Annotated in this window: 25 protein-coding genes; 5 read left to right on the forward strand and 20 right to left on the reverse strand. The window is 35.3% G+C overall.

The window, feature by feature from the left end; all coding sequences use genetic code 11:
• Positions 1 to 27: 27 nt before the first annotated feature.
• Genes FDY99_RS17110 through FDY99_RS17125 form a run of 4 tightly spaced genes read left to right on the forward strand, consistent with a single transcriptional unit; the run spans position 28 to position 5,627 of the window.
• Positions 28 to 2,541 (forward strand): phage portal protein family protein, encoded by a 2,514-nt coding sequence (locus FDY99_RS17110; RefSeq protein ID WP_139422989.1) that lies wholly within the window; start codon positions 28 to 30, stop codon positions 2,539 to 2,541.
• The gene (locus FDY99_RS17115) at positions 2,542 to 4,554 is read left to right on the forward strand and encodes a phage tail tape measure protein (RefSeq protein WP_139422990.1); all 2,013 of its coding nucleotides are present in this window, start codon (positions 2,542 to 2,544) and stop codon (positions 4,552 to 4,554) included.
• A gap of 1 nt (position 4,555) precedes the next feature.
• Positions 4,556 to 5,134, forward strand: a complete 579-nt coding sequence (locus FDY99_RS17120; protein ID WP_139422991.1) for a phage virion morphogenesis protein — start codon at positions 4,556 to 4,558, stop codon at positions 5,132 to 5,134.
• Positions 5,118 to 5,627 (forward strand): hypothetical protein, encoded by a 510-nt coding sequence (locus tag FDY99_RS17125; protein WP_139422992.1) that lies wholly within the window; start codon positions 5,118 to 5,120, stop codon positions 5,625 to 5,627. Before FDY99_RS17120 ends, FDY99_RS17125 begins: the two co-directional genes overlap by 17 nt.
• On the opposite strand, the gene FDY99_RS17130 is transcribed toward FDY99_RS17125, so the two are convergent.
• From FDY99_RS17130 to FDY99_RS17210, 19 genes are all read right to left on the reverse strand, one after another.
• On the reverse strand, positions 5,624 to 5,923 hold the full coding sequence (locus FDY99_RS17130; protein WP_139422993.1) for a hypothetical protein: 300 nt from the start codon (positions 5,921 to 5,923) through the stop codon (positions 5,624 to 5,626). The two genes, FDY99_RS17125 and FDY99_RS17130, sit on opposite strands and share 4 nt — an antisense overlap.
• A 13-nt stretch (positions 5,924 to 5,936) precedes the next feature.
• Positions 5,937 to 6,344: a hypothetical protein gene (locus FDY99_RS17135; protein WP_139422994.1), complete on the reverse strand. Its 408-nt coding sequence runs from the start codon at positions 6,342 to 6,344 to the stop codon at positions 5,937 to 5,939.
• Positions 6,345 to 6,349: 5 nt separating this feature from the next.
• Complete coding sequence (locus FDY99_RS17140; RefSeq protein ID WP_139422995.1) at positions 6,350 to 6,871, reverse strand: hypothetical protein; 522 nt, start codon at positions 6,869 to 6,871, stop codon at positions 6,350 to 6,352.
• Positions 6,872 to 6,881: 10 nt separating this feature from the next.
• Complete coding sequence (locus tag FDY99_RS17145; protein WP_139422996.1) at positions 6,882 to 7,082, reverse strand: hypothetical protein; 201 nt, start codon at positions 7,080 to 7,082, stop codon at positions 6,882 to 6,884.
• Between the two features lie 300 nt (positions 7,083 to 7,382).
• Positions 7,383 to 7,700, reverse strand: coding sequence for a hypothetical protein (locus FDY99_RS17150; protein WP_139422997.1), 318 nt, complete (start codon positions 7,698 to 7,700; stop codon positions 7,383 to 7,385).
• A gap of 3 nt (positions 7,701 to 7,703) precedes the next feature.
• Complete coding sequence (locus FDY99_RS17155) at positions 7,704 to 8,177, reverse strand: M15 family metallopeptidase (protein WP_139422998.1); 474 nt, start codon at positions 8,175 to 8,177, stop codon at positions 7,704 to 7,706.
• A 5-nt stretch (positions 8,178 to 8,182) separates the two neighbouring features.
• Positions 8,183 to 8,422, reverse strand: coding sequence for a hypothetical protein (locus FDY99_RS17160; RefSeq protein WP_139422999.1), 240 nt, complete (start codon positions 8,420 to 8,422; stop codon positions 8,183 to 8,185).
• Positions 8,423 to 8,493: 71 nt separating this feature from the next.
• A complete protein-coding gene (locus FDY99_RS17165) occupies positions 8,494 to 8,943 on the reverse strand; it encodes a hypothetical protein (RefSeq protein ID WP_139423000.1) in 450 nt (149 codons plus the stop codon).
• Between the two features lie 57 nt (positions 8,944 to 9,000).
• Positions 9,001 to 9,123, reverse strand: a complete 123-nt coding sequence (locus tag FDY99_RS23560; RefSeq protein WP_262711403.1) for a hypothetical protein — start codon at positions 9,121 to 9,123, stop codon at positions 9,001 to 9,003.
• Entirely contained in the window at positions 9,120 to 9,437 is a 318-nt protein-coding gene (locus FDY99_RS17170) for a hypothetical protein (protein ID WP_139423001.1), read from the reverse strand. Before FDY99_RS17170 ends, FDY99_RS23560 begins: the two co-directional genes overlap by 4 nt.
• Before the next feature lie 62 nt (positions 9,438 to 9,499).
• On the reverse strand, positions 9,500 to 9,847 hold the full coding sequence (locus tag FDY99_RS17175; RefSeq protein ID WP_139423002.1) for a hypothetical protein: 348 nt from the start codon (positions 9,845 to 9,847) through the stop codon (positions 9,500 to 9,502).
• Between the two features lie 69 nt (positions 9,848 to 9,916).
• A complete protein-coding gene (locus FDY99_RS17180) occupies positions 9,917 to 10,225 on the reverse strand; it encodes a hypothetical protein (protein WP_139423003.1) in 309 nt (102 codons plus the stop codon).
• A 132-nt stretch (positions 10,226 to 10,357) separates the two neighbouring features.
• Positions 10,358 to 10,678 carry a hypothetical protein gene (locus tag FDY99_RS17185; protein ID WP_139423004.1) on the reverse strand — a complete coding sequence of 107 codons (321 nt, stop codon included), beginning with the start codon at positions 10,676 to 10,678 and terminating at the stop codon, positions 10,358 to 10,360.
• Positions 10,679 to 10,831: 153 nt separating this feature from the next.
• The gene (locus FDY99_RS17190) at positions 10,832 to 11,566 is read right to left on the reverse strand and encodes a DUF3164 family protein (protein ID WP_139423005.1); all 735 of its coding nucleotides are present in this window, start codon (positions 11,564 to 11,566) and stop codon (positions 10,832 to 10,834) included.
• Positions 11,563 to 11,724: a hypothetical protein gene (locus tag FDY99_RS23040; RefSeq protein WP_162304183.1), complete on the reverse strand. Its 162-nt coding sequence runs from the start codon at positions 11,722 to 11,724 to the stop codon at positions 11,563 to 11,565. The genes FDY99_RS17190 and FDY99_RS23040 overlap by 4 nt, the downstream gene beginning before the upstream one ends.
• Complete coding sequence (locus tag FDY99_RS17195) at positions 11,725 to 11,931, reverse strand: hypothetical protein (RefSeq protein ID WP_139423006.1); 207 nt, start codon at positions 11,929 to 11,931, stop codon at positions 11,725 to 11,727. It abuts the gene before it with no gap.
• Complete coding sequence (locus FDY99_RS17200) at positions 11,932 to 12,276, reverse strand: hypothetical protein (RefSeq protein ID WP_139423007.1); 345 nt, start codon at positions 12,274 to 12,276, stop codon at positions 11,932 to 11,934.
• A gap of 1 nt (position 12,277) precedes the next feature.
• Positions 12,278 to 13,204 carry an ATP-binding protein gene (locus tag FDY99_RS17205; protein WP_139423008.1) on the reverse strand — a complete coding sequence of 309 codons (927 nt, stop codon included), beginning with the start codon at positions 13,202 to 13,204 and terminating at the stop codon, positions 12,278 to 12,280.
• A 2-nt stretch (positions 13,205 to 13,206) separates the two neighbouring features.
• On the reverse strand, positions 13,207 to 15,306 hold the full coding sequence (locus tag FDY99_RS17210; RefSeq protein ID WP_139423009.1) for a DDE-type integrase/transposase/recombinase: 2,100 nt from the start codon (positions 15,304 to 15,306) through the stop codon (positions 13,207 to 13,209).
• Between the two features lie 167 nt (positions 15,307 to 15,473).
• Here FDY99_RS17210 and FDY99_RS17215 point away from each other — a divergent pair, with 167 nt between their 5' ends.
• Entirely contained in the window at positions 15,474 to 15,827 is a 354-nt protein-coding gene (locus tag FDY99_RS17215) for a hypothetical protein (protein WP_139423010.1), read from the forward strand.
• A 142-nt stretch (positions 15,828 to 15,969) separates the two neighbouring features.
• On the opposite strand, the gene FDY99_RS17220 is transcribed toward FDY99_RS17215, so the two are convergent.
• The gene (locus FDY99_RS17220; RefSeq protein WP_139423011.1) at positions 15,970 to 16,152 is read right to left on the reverse strand and encodes an XRE family transcriptional regulator; all 183 of its coding nucleotides are present in this window, start codon (positions 16,150 to 16,152) and stop codon (positions 15,970 to 15,972) included.
• Between the last annotated feature and the right edge of the window lie 24 nt (positions 16,153 to 16,176).

The raw sequence follows: 16,176 nt of genomic DNA on the forward strand, positions 1-16,176 counted from the left end.
ATTTTAAGACAACTAAAATAAAAACTAATGGAAATATTAGGATTTAACTTTTCACTCAAAAAAAACAACGTTTCTGCAAAAACGGAAGCTTCGAAAGGTTCAGGTAAGAAAAACCCTTCAATCGTTAAGATTGTAGATGCTTTTAAAGACAACTCAAGAAAAGATATTGCAAAGTGGAGATCTTCTTTAATAGCAGCACAAAATATTGATGACCCAAAATTCAACCAATACCATGACCTCCTTGATGATTTAATGACGGACGGTCACCTTCAGTCACAAATTCAAATGCGTAAGCTTTCAACACTAAACACGGATTATCGTGTGATAAACAGAAAGACCAGTGTCGAAAATGAAGAAGTAGGTTTCATTCTCCAACAGCAATGGTTTTACGAATTCCTGGATCTATGCCTTGATAGTATATTGAGAGGAGCAACAGTGACGGAATTCCGAAGCTTTGAGAATGAAAAAATCGACATTGGATTAATTCCAAGACGTAATGTTGTTCCTACTCGTGGCAAAATCTTTCCTGATATTACAAAGCCGGACTTTATCAATTACCTGGACGCAACTCTGAAACCGTGGCTAATCCAATTAGGGAAAAGTGACAGTTTGGGAATTCTAAACAATATCATTCCAAATCTAATTTGGAAGAGAAATGTCATGCAATCGTGGGCGGAATTTTGCGAAAAGTTTGGTTTACCCCTAATCACCGCAACGACAAATACAACCGATGCTGCAGTAATTGATAACGTGCATGAAATGTTGTTAAGCCTGGGCGAAGCTTCTGTAGGAACATTTCCTCCCGGAACAGACATTAAGTTTCAGGAAGCAAACAGAACAGATGCGTTTCAGGTATATTCTCAGTTTATGCAGGCGAACGCCAACGATATTAGTAAAATGATTGTTGGTTCTACGATGTTAAGTGACCAGGGAACTAACCGTTCTCAAACTGAAGTTCACGAAAGGTCTTTGGATAATAGAATTTCCCAGGCTGACAAAAGAATGATTCAGTTTATAATAAACGATCAACTTTTCCCACTGCTTAGACTTCAAGGTTATAATATTTCTGAAGAAGAGATTTTCGAGTTTAAAACCGCTGAACAGGAAATTGACTTGCCTCAACTTTGGAGCATAACAAGCGGATTAATTAGTAACGGCTACGAAGTTGAACAGGACTGGATCTCGAAAACTTTTAATATCCCTTTGGGAGCAAAAAAAAAAATCAGCCAACCCAATAACATAGCAGCAGGATATTTTCCCGAAAACAAACCAATAGACCGTTATGGTGACTTTACATGCACTTGTGGAAAACACGCTAAACCCGTTGACTCTTTAAAAAAGGAAATTATAAAAATTCTTACTAAGAAATTGGTGAGGGCAATTTTTGATAATAAAAACATCTCCGGTGCAAAAGGTGAGCTTATCGGAGGAGAAGCCATACAAATGGTTGAGGGATTGAGAGACAATTTTAAAACTTTCAATCCTTACACCGGACAGGATTGGTTGGTTGTGCAAATGATGGAATACAACCTGTTTGAATTTGCAGCTTCCAAAACTGAGGCGAGATATGCAACAATGATGGATTTGCTTGTCGACAAAGAAAAAGGCATTAGAGGATATTCAGAATTTGAACGTCTTTGCCTTGAAAAAACAGCAGATTTAAATACACGATACCTTGAAACCGAATATAACCTCAGCATCGCAGTCGGTCAAAACTCAGCTTCTTTCGTTCGTTTTATGGCAGAAAAAGATACGGTAACAAACCTGGTGCAATATCAAACCATTGGTGATGAAGCTGTAAGAGAAGCTCACGCAATTTTAAACGGAAAAATTTTCGACTTAAACGACCCTGAAGCTATGAAGCTTACACCACCGAACGGTTTTGGTTGTCGTTGTGAATGGTTGCAGTATATCGGATCAGGAAAAGCGATATCGGGAGTAAGAGGTTTAGAATTGATGCATTCACGAGACCCAAAATTTAAAAATTCTCAATTTGAAATTAACCGGGGCGATCTGAAACAGGTTTTCACTCAAAAGCAATTCTACGGGGATAACAAAGGTTTAAACAGCGAAATAGGAAAAATGACGTATGATCAGTATGGTTTAAAAAAACACAGTGAATTTAAAGGCGACTTAAAGCCAATGCAGCTTGATAAAACAATCACCGGAAAAAATGCAAAAGAACTTTTCAAAAAAGAGAAAGACACCGACTATATGGGTTTTTCAGATTACATGCAAAGAAAGCTTATTCTTCCGGAGTCAACATTTGACAAATTCACAAAAGAAAAATATCTGAAAAACGATGAATTGAGACATCAACTATTTCCGCATGTGAAAGACATCCTTAATCAACCCGATGAAGTTTGGTTAAATGACCGGAAGGAAGGAAAATTCAATTCTCACTACATCAAATTCTACGGAGACAAAGCAGTGATCGTAAACGTACACCTCAACAACGAAATGGAAGGGTTGGAAATTAAAGATTGGTACGACATGAAAGGTGAAGACGCAAAAGAAAGATTTGGAATAAAAATAAAATAAATGGCAACAACAAAATTAATGATGCTCGTTGATCTCAGCGCAAAGCTGTTTAACAATGGTCTTCAACGAATGCAGAGCAGATGGTCGAGAGGTGTCGATGGAATGCGTGCCAAATGGAAAACTCTGGTTGATGATATCCCAGGATTAAACAATGCATTAGATAAACTTAAAAATCCGGCAATGCTTTTTGCCGGAATGTTTACCGCCGCAATCGGTTTCCTCGGAACCGCCACAAAAATGGCTAACGATTGGGAGGTCAAAATGGCGGAGATCAACGTCACCGCTGGGCTATCCAAAAAAGAACTCCGGGGATTGTCGGATCAGCTGCTCGATGTCGGAGCACGAAATGCAAGTCCACTTGATGAAGTCCCCAAGGCATTCGGTCGAATAATCAGTGCCGGGCTTGATGTAAAAACATCGCTTGATGCTTTGGAACCAACATTGCGAGCTGCTAAAGCAGGTTTTACAGATATTGAAACCGTGGCAGGTGCAGGTATCGCCACAATGATGTCTTCGGGAAAAGACATCAACAAAGTTTATGACGTACTCTTTGAAACGGTTAAGGAAGGTAATGCAGAGTTTAAAGACATTGCTAAATATCTTCCTAAAGTAATTCCATTGGCAAGGGCTATTGGTTATGAACTAGAAGGAACTGCCGGGGCTTATGCTTCATTAACAACAAAATTGAGTGCTGAGCAATCTTCAACTGCTTTAGAAGGAATTATGAGAACCCTGTCAAATGCAGACGTGGCAATGGGAAAAACGGATAAAAAAACTGGAAAATTTATAAGCGGTTTCCGTTCTTTAGGAATTAATATTTTCACATCTTCAGGAAAGATCAGACCGCTAATTGATATCGTTGGTGAACTTAATAAACAAATGGATGGATTGACAGACGAGCAGAAAGTAAAAAAACTGAGTAAATTAGGTTTTGACCAGTCTACAGCTTTAGGTTTCGGAACATTAATGCAGGATATCGAAGGACTTAAAAAAGCAACTTTAGCAACGTCTGACGCTCAGGGTTCTTTAGATCAGGCTTATATTGATTCTTTAACACCAATGGAACAATACGATATCGCAAACAATAAAATTAAAGCGGTTATGATCAAATTAGGTCAGGAAGCATTGCCTTATGTAACTGCAGCTTTAGAAAAAGTTGCACCATTATTTGAATGGATGTACAAAAATTCAGATGTGTTAATACCAACATTCATGACATTGGTTGGTGTTTTAGGACTCTTAACCGCTGCCACATGGTTGTGGAATCTTGCAATGGCTGCCAATCCAACTACATGGATTATTTTGGGTATCGCCGCCTTGATTGCTTTGATTGTTGCTTGCATCATAAAATTTGATGAGTGGGGACAAAGCGTTTTAATGATGTTGGGTCCGATCGGGTGGTTAATCTCAGGGATTATGCTTTTATATAAGCACTGGGACAGCATTAAAAAGGCATTTAATGACGGCGGTATAATTGGAGGAATAAAAAGAATTAATGAGGTTTTAATGGATTTCTTTTTAAAGCCAATTGAAGACCTTCTCACCTTAATGGGTAAATTACCCGGTGCTTTGGGAGCCTTCGCCAATGTTGCAAAGGACGAAGTACATAAGTTCAGAGAAAAGATGGATTTGACGGACACGCAGCAGGAAAAAGATGCTAAGCTTCGTGCCAATGGATTAGCCATTATGAAAGAATATGCAGATCAATACGACAAATCTAAAAATCAGAAAAAACCTTTCGACCCAAGTTCATTATACGGTACTGAAGGCGGAGCGTTTACAGATGAATCCGCAGCTGCTGAAGAAAAGAAGAAAAAGAAGCTTAAAGATGGGGTTAACAAAGTAGCTGGAGATGCAAAACAGGTTAAAAATATTAAAATTACTATTGATGCACTTCATAAAGGTGATATCAATATGAAAGGAGATGCAGCATCCGGCATGTCATGGCAACAGATGGAAGATTTCTTTAATGAAATGATGATGAGAATTGTTAGAAACGCAGAGACTTCATAATATGGCAGATAACAGCACAGTTGAGTTTAGAGGCGATTTTCTTGATCGCCTCAGACAAGTTAATAAAGCGGAGTTCCTTAATCGGTCGATGTCGAAAGTTGCAATATTAGCGGTTAATTTCTCGAAAGAAAGATTTGTTCAAAAGAATTGGCTCAGCAATAAACGAGAACCCTGGAAGGCAAGAAAAAGACCTGCGAGAGGCTCTATTCTTGTAAAGTCCGGTAGACTAAAGAGGAGCATCAGAAAATTGGCTCAGGGTAATTATTATGTATATATAGGAACCGATGTTCCCTATGCTCCAATCCATAACGATGGCGGAACTATAAACAAATCTGTAACAGTAAGAGGGCATACCAGGAAAAAAGAAACCAGGAGAACAAGAGACACCCGTGGGCGATATGAAAGACGTGGAGCAGCAACCACTCACGAAGTGAGAAGCCACAGAAGGAGAATGAATGTTACGATGCCTAAAAGACAGTTTTTAGGTGATTCAGCAATCCTAAATCGTAGGATTGAAAGATTTTTATCTTCAGAACTTAACAACGAAATAAACAGACCTCAAAATGAAAGAATTTTATAAAAAATTAATAGAAACTTTTACCAAAGAAGAAACAAAGGATCTTTACAGAACCAAAGGTATTGATTGCCCTAAATTTATTGATTTGTATGCAGGTCAGGACTTAGATCCGGAAAGCTTTGATATGTATCCTTGTCCGGCTATTTTTGTAAGCTGGACTATTGATCACAGGCAAAAACCCGCACAGGCAAATGTAACTTTCAGAATGTGTTATGAGCAGATGAGAGATACAAGCAGCATAGGAAAAAATACTGCAGAAGCTTTGAAGTTTATAGATTTTATAGAGATTACTGACGGAATTCTTGAAACGTTTGAAACAGAACACACCGGAAAACTTAACGCTGCCACAGAAGAGCTAAATTTAGAGCCTATTGTTGTGGATCAGTTTGTTTTGACCTATAACTGCAGCTATACTAAAAAAGCCCGTGAAAAACTCACAGGCTCTATAGAAGATCTTAAAATCAAAAGCGGTCTTTACAAAAGTGTTTTCGATTAAATTTCTGTATTATCAATATACCATTTGCCACGTTTCTCGTAAACTCGCAGATGGTATTTTTTTAAATCCGTATATCCGTTTAAACGCCGTTTAAAAAACTTTTCAATTCTATTTTTTACATCTGTAGAAAGTTGACGATCTTCAAATGTTAATCCGTAAGTTCCTTTAGTTACAATTATCAATCCCGAATAATTTGTATTTTCATAAGGCTTATCAGGACGATTTTTAAAAACTTCGCCTTTGTTCCTGGATGGATTTACCTGTGCAGAAAATTTTACTGCAGATAAAAAAAACATAATTAAAATTGCTTTAAAGTTCCATTTTCCAAACATCTTTGTCAAATTTTTGTATTGAAGTTTGATTTAACATTTTAAAGCCTTTCTTTTTTAAAACCTCTTTATTAGCATTCGGCTCTGAATATTTTTTCCAAAGTGGAAAAATTCTATCGTAGTTCGCATAGAAAGTAAAAATGCTACAAATATTATCTTTACATCCATACTCAATAAAAAAGAAATCTTTATCGTTTGCCGGATTAACAAATTTTAAATTGTTTTCGTCCCAATCCTGACGATTTATTTCTTCTTGGTATTTCACGCCCGTATCTGTGATTATTTGATCTACAACTTTACGAAATTGCAGGGAATCAAGTTTACGAAATTGGTTCTGTGCAAACGAAAGAATCGGAAGTAATAAAACGAGTAGAAATATTCTCTTCATTAGATTTATTTTTTTAAATATTGTTGTATGTCAAAGTTTTTAAAAAACTCAAATTCTTTCATAAAAGCAGGTCTTTTAGATATTTTTCTATCAAAATATTCTCCTATACTTTCGCCGTTTTTTAAATCATAGCCTATAGGTATCTCATCAACCTCTTTAGCTATTTTAGCCATTTTCATTAGTTGCTTATTATAAGTGGCAAAAAATGTTCCTAAAACGGCATCAGAATCTAATATTCTTTCCTTCATTTCATCTAAGCGACCTTGACTTGCACATCCCAAAATATAATAATATTCTTGAAGCAAAAAACCATTCTCTATTTCAACATTTTTTTTACGAAGTTCTGTTCTTAGTTCCATAAAATACATTCCGATTGAGGCAACATTCTTATTATTGGCACTGTTGGATTGTGTATTTTTTTTTTGCGATTTAGAAAACATCACCATAGCAAAAATAATAATGCAGAATAGCAGTATAACAATTATAAACATATACTTTTTTAATAATTTATGAAAAATAATTTTCAAATTTAACAAATTAATCCTTTGTCAAGTAACCAAACCAAAACAAATCTTCCGGATTAACTTCGCAGCCTTCCTTTAATGTAAAATAGATAGTATTTCCCTTCACTTCATAATCCCATGATCTTGCAATCCCCATTCCTGTCATTCCAAAATTAAGATGTTGTATAACATCTGCTATAATGTGACTTTGCGCATTGATTTTAAACTTTTTCATAACTTTTTTTTTGTAAAAATAGGCAGTAGAACAAATAAAAATACGGTTTACCGTAAGCATGAAAAAAGGTGCAAATCTTTCGACTTGCACCTCCGCCATTTTAAATTCCAACTTTAAAAACTTAAAACTCCAATTACAATTAATAGTAATAAAAAACTACAAAACCATATTATCAAACCTGAAACTTTTATTATTTTATCGTCACTTTTTAAGAGAAGACATTCTTTAATGAAATTTTTCATTGCGCTAATTTATTTGATAATTAAATAGATACCTTACGGGAAACCGTTTTGAAATTAATTAAATTAATTTTTGATGTAATTCGTTTTTGAAAATCTCAAGCTTGTTATTTTCATAAATTCCAAGTGATCGGTCAGATAACTTTGTTTTTGTTAATTCCAACAGTTTTTCTGCCAAATGAAAGCGAAGTTCCAAATCTCTTTTTTTTCCGTTCGCATTGGTTGAATAAGCGATACATTTTTTGCTTAAAATCTCGAAAAGTTCGATAATCATAGATTTTCCGCTGTTTCTTCCTGTTAAAGAAAATTGGCTTTGCTGTAAAACTACAGTATGCAGCAAAAAAAGTGTTTCAGGTTCTATTTTCAGTTTTGTTTTCATTTTTTATAGTATTACATAATTTTCTTTGTCTCGTTTTTTTGTGGCTAAAACACGCCATTTAAAGCCCTTCTTTTCAAAGTGAGGCATATCTTTGAATGTTTCCCAATCGCCGCCCCATTCCCAGCCATTTGCTCTGAATATTGCTACGCATTCCATCCAGTCTGCTACTTTATCACCGTCCCAATCTGCTTTAGTGTCCCAACTTGCTGTTTTTCCGTCGATAATCAAAACGATATCAACTGCAAAACCGTAATTATGGATACTTTGACCGCTTTTTGCCTGTGTTACTTTCTTTCCTGGCTTCGTTCTGCCGATAGCAAATAAATCATCTTGTTCCTTAAAGGTTCTCAAGCCTTGAGAGATTCTTACTTTTGCTCTTCCGGTTAAAGCTTTGTCGATTTGTTCAATGATTTTTTTTACTTCTGATCTTACACTTGGGTGTAATTTTGAGATTCTTTCTTGAGTTACTTTGTCCATAGTATTTAAAAATTAAAGGTTAATTGATTTCCGTTGCTGTTATCAATCTCCTGTAATTTTTTCAGATCTCTTTTCGCCGGAATTCCCAGGTAAGTCCTGTAGGTTCTGATTGAAATGTGATACTGAGGCTCTATAAACTGAAAGTAAATCTCTTTATACGTCAAACCCTGGCGAAACTTTTGTTCCGCAGTGATCTCCTGAATTTTGATAATTTTCTTGAAATAGTTTTTTTTGTTAAAAGCCATACAGGTTTTTGATTATATTTGCACTGCTAATGACAAATCGCTCATGACCTGTATGGTTGTGGGCATTTTTTTTAATTAAAGGAAGGCATCGGAAGTTTATTTTTGTGATACCATTCTTTAGTGCCGGGAATTTTTGCCGCTTTTTGATATTTTGACTTTAAACTCTTAAACTGTTTTATCAGTCCGTCAAATTCGTCTGCAGTATATTTATTAAGTGGCTTTTTTAGAACGCTTAGTTTATTCATAAACTCATTAAAAGGCTTCCAATCCTGCGGATCGTACAAACCGATATACTGAGCATCTTTCAAAATAACCGATCTTAAACCTTTCAATCGAGCCTCGTTATATTCCTTAATCAAAAGTTGTTTTTCAGTTGGTTGCTGAGGGAAAAACATATAATAAAATCTTTCCAACTCTTCCGGCTCAAGCTCGTCGATATTTCCGGTTCTGTAATTGGTATGCAACCAAATCGACTGCTCCAAAGATTGCTGAGCAAATTTTTGCTGCAGCTGCTTTTTCATAATTGAATTTGTTATCATTTTTAATCTTTTTTTTGTGTTTAAATAGCGTTTAAACGCTTATTCGTTCCATTTTTTACCGCAATCCGGACATTGATTCCAAAGTGCGTTTCTCCAATCGAATTCGCTTCCGCAATGGATGCAGATGCGCCATACTTCGTGATTAAAATCTATTAATATCATTCTAAAAATTTTAATTCATTACAATCAATAGTAGTCAATGGCTCGAATCCTTCATCTAAAGAATATTCAAATGTTCTTTCCTCCGGCTTTGTAATAATTCTAAAATTATGGATTGCCTTCGTTGAGGATTGAGTTCCTATGATGTAAATTGTCATACACATATCGTATTGATGAGTTGCTGATGCTTTTTCAAAAATTATATGTTTTAGCATTAAACACCTCGCCCGATTCATTCCATGCTTTATCAATTCGTAATGATTAGAATTTTTGAAAGATTTAAATATCAAGTCATTAAATTTTTCTTCTTTGGTCATTTTATTTTAAAATTTGTTCCCAGGAACGGAATCGAACCGCTCCAAAAAAAAACCGTTTGGGATTAGTGTACAAGAAGCCCTCCGACAACTTCTGGAGTATCATCAAGATTTATCAAATCAAGATTCCACAAAAAAGTATGTAACTGCGCTGTCTTTTTTTTCATTTCATCCCACCCATCACTGAGTTTTCCGTTTACAACAACAAAAATTTCATTTTCCTCCTCTGCAACGTAATTCCCTTCTCCAGTAATGAAGTATTCGAAATCCTCACTGTCATCGATTAGGTTTGAAATTTCTCCATAAAAGAAATTTTCAAAATCTCCATCGTATTCATTTTCAAATTTTTCGTTGCTTTGCGGTTGTCTTAATTGGAATCCGATTCCGCAACTTGCTGTGTAGTCTACACCCATTTTTATTAATTTTAAAGGTTTGTTTGTTCCCAGGAGTGGAATCGAACCACTCCAAAAAACCGTTTGGGATTAAGCGTTGAAAAAGGATAGTATCGCACTTTCTTCGATCTCTTTTCCTGTTTCAACTTTGTAATGTTCTACGAAGCTCGAAACCAATTCTAAATTTTTGGTAGTTAAATCTTCCAGGTTATCAGTTTTTTTATCACTGTTGTAGTGAAACATCCAATTTGCACCGCTTTTAAAATCATCTTGAATTGTTTCCCTAGCGTTCTTATTAGTTTTAAATTGTGATTCTCCAAGCTGATTTTTTGCGTGTGCTTCAGCTGCATCCTTAATAACAGTTTGAATTACTGCCTGAGTTTTACCTTTTCGTTTCATTTAATTTATTTTTTAAAATTTTAGCTGTATTAATTTCTTCCTTGTTTGAAATAGATTTTATCCTTAATCCCTCACGCTCAGGAAATAGGTCAGAAAGCGGTGATTTTCTTTTTTTTCAACATTAGTTTATGATTATTTTTGATGATTAATTTCTTCACTTTCTGAATTTTGAAGATTTTCAACTTCAAAGTTTTCATTGAAAATTTTATTTATAAAATCTATTTCCTGTTCAAAAACGTAAGGTGATCTCAGCTTTATAAATCGATGCCACTTATCCTCAACAAAAGCATATCTATGAAGCTCTAAATATGAAAAATCTCTTTGTCTGCTATGAAACTGCTCCATTGCCTTAAACGAGGCAAATTCTTTTGATTTTTTATCCATTCCTTCCAAATACTCCAACTTGAAAGCAGTAGCATTGTCAATGTTTATTCGCTTTTTGAATTTCTTCATTGTTAAAATTTTCTTTGTTCCCAGGAGCGGAATCGAACCACTCCAAAAAACCGTTTGGGATGTCTTATCTTCTGAATGCTGCGGCGCAAAGACAAACGCCGAAAAAGAATCCAACTATGAACGCTATTACAAGCAACACGGCGATTTCGTCCATTACTCAGCTTCTTTATTTTCTTCACTTTCAAGCGGAAATAAATCTTCAATGACAGTTCCTTCAGGAAAGTCGACTGAAGTAATAGAAAGTGGTATATAAACTTTCTTACCTTGTGGATCAGTAGTGTAAGCTTCAATGAAAAACGCTGATCTGATAGGCTTGTAAGCATCCTGGATGATCTTAACTGCATCACTGAATTTTTCATCGTTTAATTCCACTGCAAGCTGTCTCAATTCCAAAACTCTTGATGATTTCAAGTTTCCTTTGGCATCTTTTTTCAAAAGTTTATTGATAACAGAGACCAATTTTGCGGAATTTTCGTCCTTAGCCATACTTTCAACAACTTCTTTGATTTTGTCGATTCCGGCATTAACTGTATCGTCCCATCCATCGATTACTCTAAAACCATATGAGATACCGTTTCCTTGATCGTCAGTAAAAGAATGAGACTGTTGCCCCTGTTTTACTTGATAAGCGTCTTGTTTTAAGTCTAAAAGTGTCCTCAGCCCTTCAAAAATGGTGACCTTAATAATCGATAAGTCCTGAGATAAACCTAAAAGGATTCCCACTAAGCTTGGAACTGCTGTATTAACCAATTCTTTGTATGCTTTTCTGTCCTGGTCTTTTTGATTTTCTTTTTCCTGAAGCGTGTTTTTTAAATCTTCCGGAGATGCCTGGCTTAATAATTCTTTTATTTGCTCAGGGCTTAATGCTTTGATATCAATTGTTGTCATAATAATTTTTGTCTTTTTAAAATTTCTGTTTGTAGTTCTGTTAACCTTTGTTCCCGGTTCCGAAGTGTTGGAAGTTCTTTTGCAATTGAAATTTGCCACTCAACAACATCATACCTACGTTTTAATTCTACCAAATCAACTTTTGAAAGATCCTTCATTCAATTTTGATTTTTTTGTTTTTTTATTTTTTCGTTTTCAATCTCCTGGATTGCCTCTCGTCTTCCTTTGGTATATTCAGCCAATAAAGCTTGTTCCATGATTATTACAGCTTTTATATATGCTTTATTGGTAGCTGACAAAGTAGGTTTATCTCCTACCGCTTGAAGTGCTGTGAAAACTTCATCTAAAACTTTTGAAGCACTCATTTAAGCGGCTTTTAAACGTCGTTTAAACGAGTAGTTTTTAAGTTCCCAAACCTTTCCGTCGTTAGTTTCTTTGACTTTATCAAAATAATCAGGAATTTTCTCTTTAAACTCTCGAATATCTTCCTGCTTCATTATTTTCGACATCACCCCATCAGGGTTTTTTTGCGATTCGTGACTGTAGTAATTGTTTTTTCTGAAAAATCCCAAACCTCTCAATTTATCCTGATCGCTCTCTAAAGCGATAACTTCCCATTGCTGGTTTTCCATTATTTTTGCTTTTGTTAAGTATGAGTAGCTTTGAACCACAGCAAAGCAAACTCCTGATTCTAATAATTGTTTAATCATATTAATATGTATTTTGAATTTTAATTTTTTCTCTGATAACCGTTCTTTTCAACCTTCTCAAGTCGTCAACAACCTTCACATTCTGAACCTGATCTGCTGAAACTTGGATTTCCTTATACACAGGTTTTAATTCATCAAAGATTCTTTTGTGTGTTTGAGAATCTGTTATCCCATTAGCTGTGCATATTTTTTTCACACAGTCGATTGTCGCACCAATAAGATTGATGTAAGCACGTCCAAAACGACTTTCTAACTCGTCAAAGCCTAATTTTTTAAGCTTTACACCTCTTGTAATTCTTTGTTCAAGATCGGGAGTTCCTGATGCGATAACACTCATTTCGTCTTCGTTTTCATTGTATAGATGAATAAACCAACGAAGTGCAGAATCTTTTAATTTACTGGCTTCATCCACGATTAAAAGCGGTTTGGTTTTTGACCTTTTTCTGAAAAATTCTACGACCTTCATTCCCAATGCATCAATGTGCATATAAGATTTACCTATATCGATTCCAAGCATTGTACACAATTCAGTTAAAAATTCACGCTTTGCCCACTCACGACAACGGATATAGAAAACACCCGTATCAGTATTTGTTTGAGCGTATGATTTTAAAGGTGTGCTTTTACCGATTCCTGCTTTATCAGTGATGATCATAAACAGATTATAAGCTTTAGCATCGTTACATATTTTAGTAACTTTTTTATAGTTGATTGTTTCGGCTATTTGCCATTCGGTATCATTATAGCCTAAAGCTTTCCCAACTTTCAGCCACATTTCATCCTTAATCAACTCCCAATTACGATTTCTCATTTGAGAAATTGTCGCTGATGAAACATCGGCTTTTGTAGCTACTTGTCCGTAGCTACCAAGCCTTTCTTTTTCTGTATCTATTGCAACACATATTGCAGATTTTTGTAAATTTGTCATAATTAGTAATTAAAAGACGTGTTATTTAATATTGCGTTTTCTAAAGATTCAGGAGATATGCCGTCTCCTGAAGCTTTTTTAAGAGGTACGCTTGTTTGATTTTCATTCAGATAATTATCCTCGTAAAGATTTATAGCTGCTTTTTCTGTGTACATTCCCATCATTGCTGAATCTTCACCAATCATAGAAGCCAAATCATTTTCTTTCAGTTCTGCAATTGCTTTCGCTCTCGCTTTCAGCTGGCTAATTTTTCCGAGTTCAGGATTTTTACCCTTATTTTTAACTTTTGCTTCAAATTCAGCTTCACACAAAGATTTTAAGAGTTTTCCGTTCTTTTCCCATAAAAAGACAACCGATAAATCGTTTAAATCATAGGTTACAACAACCTTTTTATTGAAATAATTAGAAATGATATCGTAGTAAGCAGGGCTCACCATATAATCAAATTCAACTCCTACAAATTCAGTCGTAAACTGTCCATCATGTCTTAGAGTGATCTGTTTTTTCAGACCAAACAACATTGAAATTGTTGCTTCTGAAACGTCAGTAACGTGCGGTTTTTCGCTATATTCGTGTAATTCCGCAGGGCTTTGATGCACATTTTTATGTTTTCTTGAATATTTTGAAAACGGTGTAGTTCTGTATCTTTCAACATGGGTTGAAGCTTCATCGATATTCTTTTGCATATCCCAACCCGTTTTTTTCGCTTCTTTTTTTATTCTCTTCAAATATTCCGCTGATCTGTGAGCGTAAGCCGCTCTTGATTGAATACCCTCACCGTAGAAATATTTAGAATCCATTAAGAAAACAGATTGTAGGGTTCTGAACCATCTTTCAATTTTCGCCTTGTCATTAGCTTTGGAAGTAAAAGTCATATTTACTCCTAATGATTCCATTCTTTCAAACAAATCGATCATTTGTGGAGTATTGTGCCCTGGGAATCTATCGGTAACCCATTCATGTGGTAAATAACCTGCGTTTTGTACCGCCATTTTCATAGCTTCCAAATACACAACATGATTTTCCGAGTAGTCAAAAGAATAACCTAAAACATCACCGGAGTGAACATCACGCACAGCAACAATATTTAAAAATCTTTCCTTGCCATCCTCCGCTGTGTGAGAAATCATATTGATACGGGTTGCATCCATTTCCCAACAATCTCCTGCAAAAAGTGCATTTTCCATAGGTATGTAACCTTTGTGGATATGCGATTTTCTGCTACTTGCTCCATAACGCTTAATTCCTGTTAAAAATTGGGTTTTTGGCTGCTCTAAAATAGTTTGACCAAACCAACGTCTTGAAGGCGCTTTTTTCATGGTCATTTCGCAAAAATCCAATACCTTTCTAATGATAAATTCGTTTGAATAATTCTGAGGCATTGAACGTAATTGCATTACCCAACTGAAAACCTCAGGATCATTGTACATCTCAGCGTTATTATTTCCAGTTCTTGGTAAATGAATGATGTCTACAATCGCCTTATCTGTAGTTTCAAGAATTGTAATTTTTTCTTTAAGCTTCAGATAATTGTGCGGTATATACTGTAAATCTAAATCTGATAAAATCGGGCTTAAATCTTTGTACAATTTGTTTGCAGTTCCCGGATAATCTTCTCTTGTATCAAGGATGAAATCTAAAACCGCACACGCCTTAGATAAGGCTATTCTTTGCGCTTCATTATTAACATCTGAATAGAACTCAGAATATTGTTTTGAAACGGTTTTTAAATGTTGTTTAAAACGTGTTTCTAAGCTTGTAGCTTCTTTAGATTTACACGCTGTTTTAAACTGATCGAGTAAAGCAGTAGAATCGCCAAACATTGATCTGTAATTTTTTGGAGCCTTGTTAGGAATATTGCTAAGGCAATAATAAAATTGACCCGATACTTTGCCCCATCTCCAAGACTTACCGGAATCCGGCATGAAATCTTTTGCTTTCGCAAGATCACATGCACGAACAGTTTTTTTATATGAACTACGTTCTTTTCGTAAATGTCCATCTGAAAGACCACATACATCGATAACAATACGTTCAGAAAGCCAAAGGCTCTCATTCCCGTTTGTTTGTCTTATATATAAGTCTGTCGATGTAAAATTCATAATGTTATTTAAAAAACGGCGTGAACGGCACGCCAACCGACTTGTCTCTCCAAATTGTCCTTACAGCCGTCTATCCGACCTGTCTTTGTTCCTGCCGTGGTGTCGAATCCACGCTAAGCCGTGGCAGGATTTTTACTATATTTGAGCATCAACAAAAAAATATAGCTATGGATTTACTTAAATTCAACCGATGGATGGTTGATAATTTTCAACATGATTGTCAATCAGATCTTTTTTATTCTAATGTTTTACAATCAGTACATCAAGAATTTAAAAACTCGAAGGTCGATGGGATTCCTTTTGAGGAATATTATCAGGAGGCAAGTCAATGTCGCTTAGTGCATTCTTACATGCGTCGGTTAGAGTCTCTGATAAAGACGATAGAAGGGATTCCTTCAAATATGTCGTTAAATGTTGTTGGCATTCCTCTCCATGATTACAGCAACCGCATTGAGGAACTACAATCACAACTTTCCCTATTAAAGAATCAATATTCAAATGTTTGTGGTTCTCCATTCTAAATATTTTTAGTTGTTTTTCCAATCTTGAACGATCCGAATAGCAACCATTCTTGAATAATTACTTTATCGACGAATATTGTATTTACTGAAGTTCTATACTTCAGTATTTTTTGTGCTAATTTTTGAAGTGTTTTCATAATATTTATTGTTTAGTTATTTTTTTAATTTCTTTTAAAACCTTTAATCCCTTTCCTCGGATTGGTATTCTTTCACCTCGCGCAATTTGACCTACATAAAGTGCGTTACAATCGCATTTTTCAGCTATTATTTGATAAGGTGTTTTAATTTTTACGGCATTCCGTAAGCGCTTAGCCATTGTTTCCATATCTTTGCTGTATTAATATGAAGC

The organism is Chryseobacterium mulctrae, assembly GCF_006175945.1.
Taxonomy (GTDB): Bacteria; Bacteroidota; Bacteroidia; order Flavobacteriales; family Weeksellaceae; genus Chryseobacterium; species Chryseobacterium mulctrae.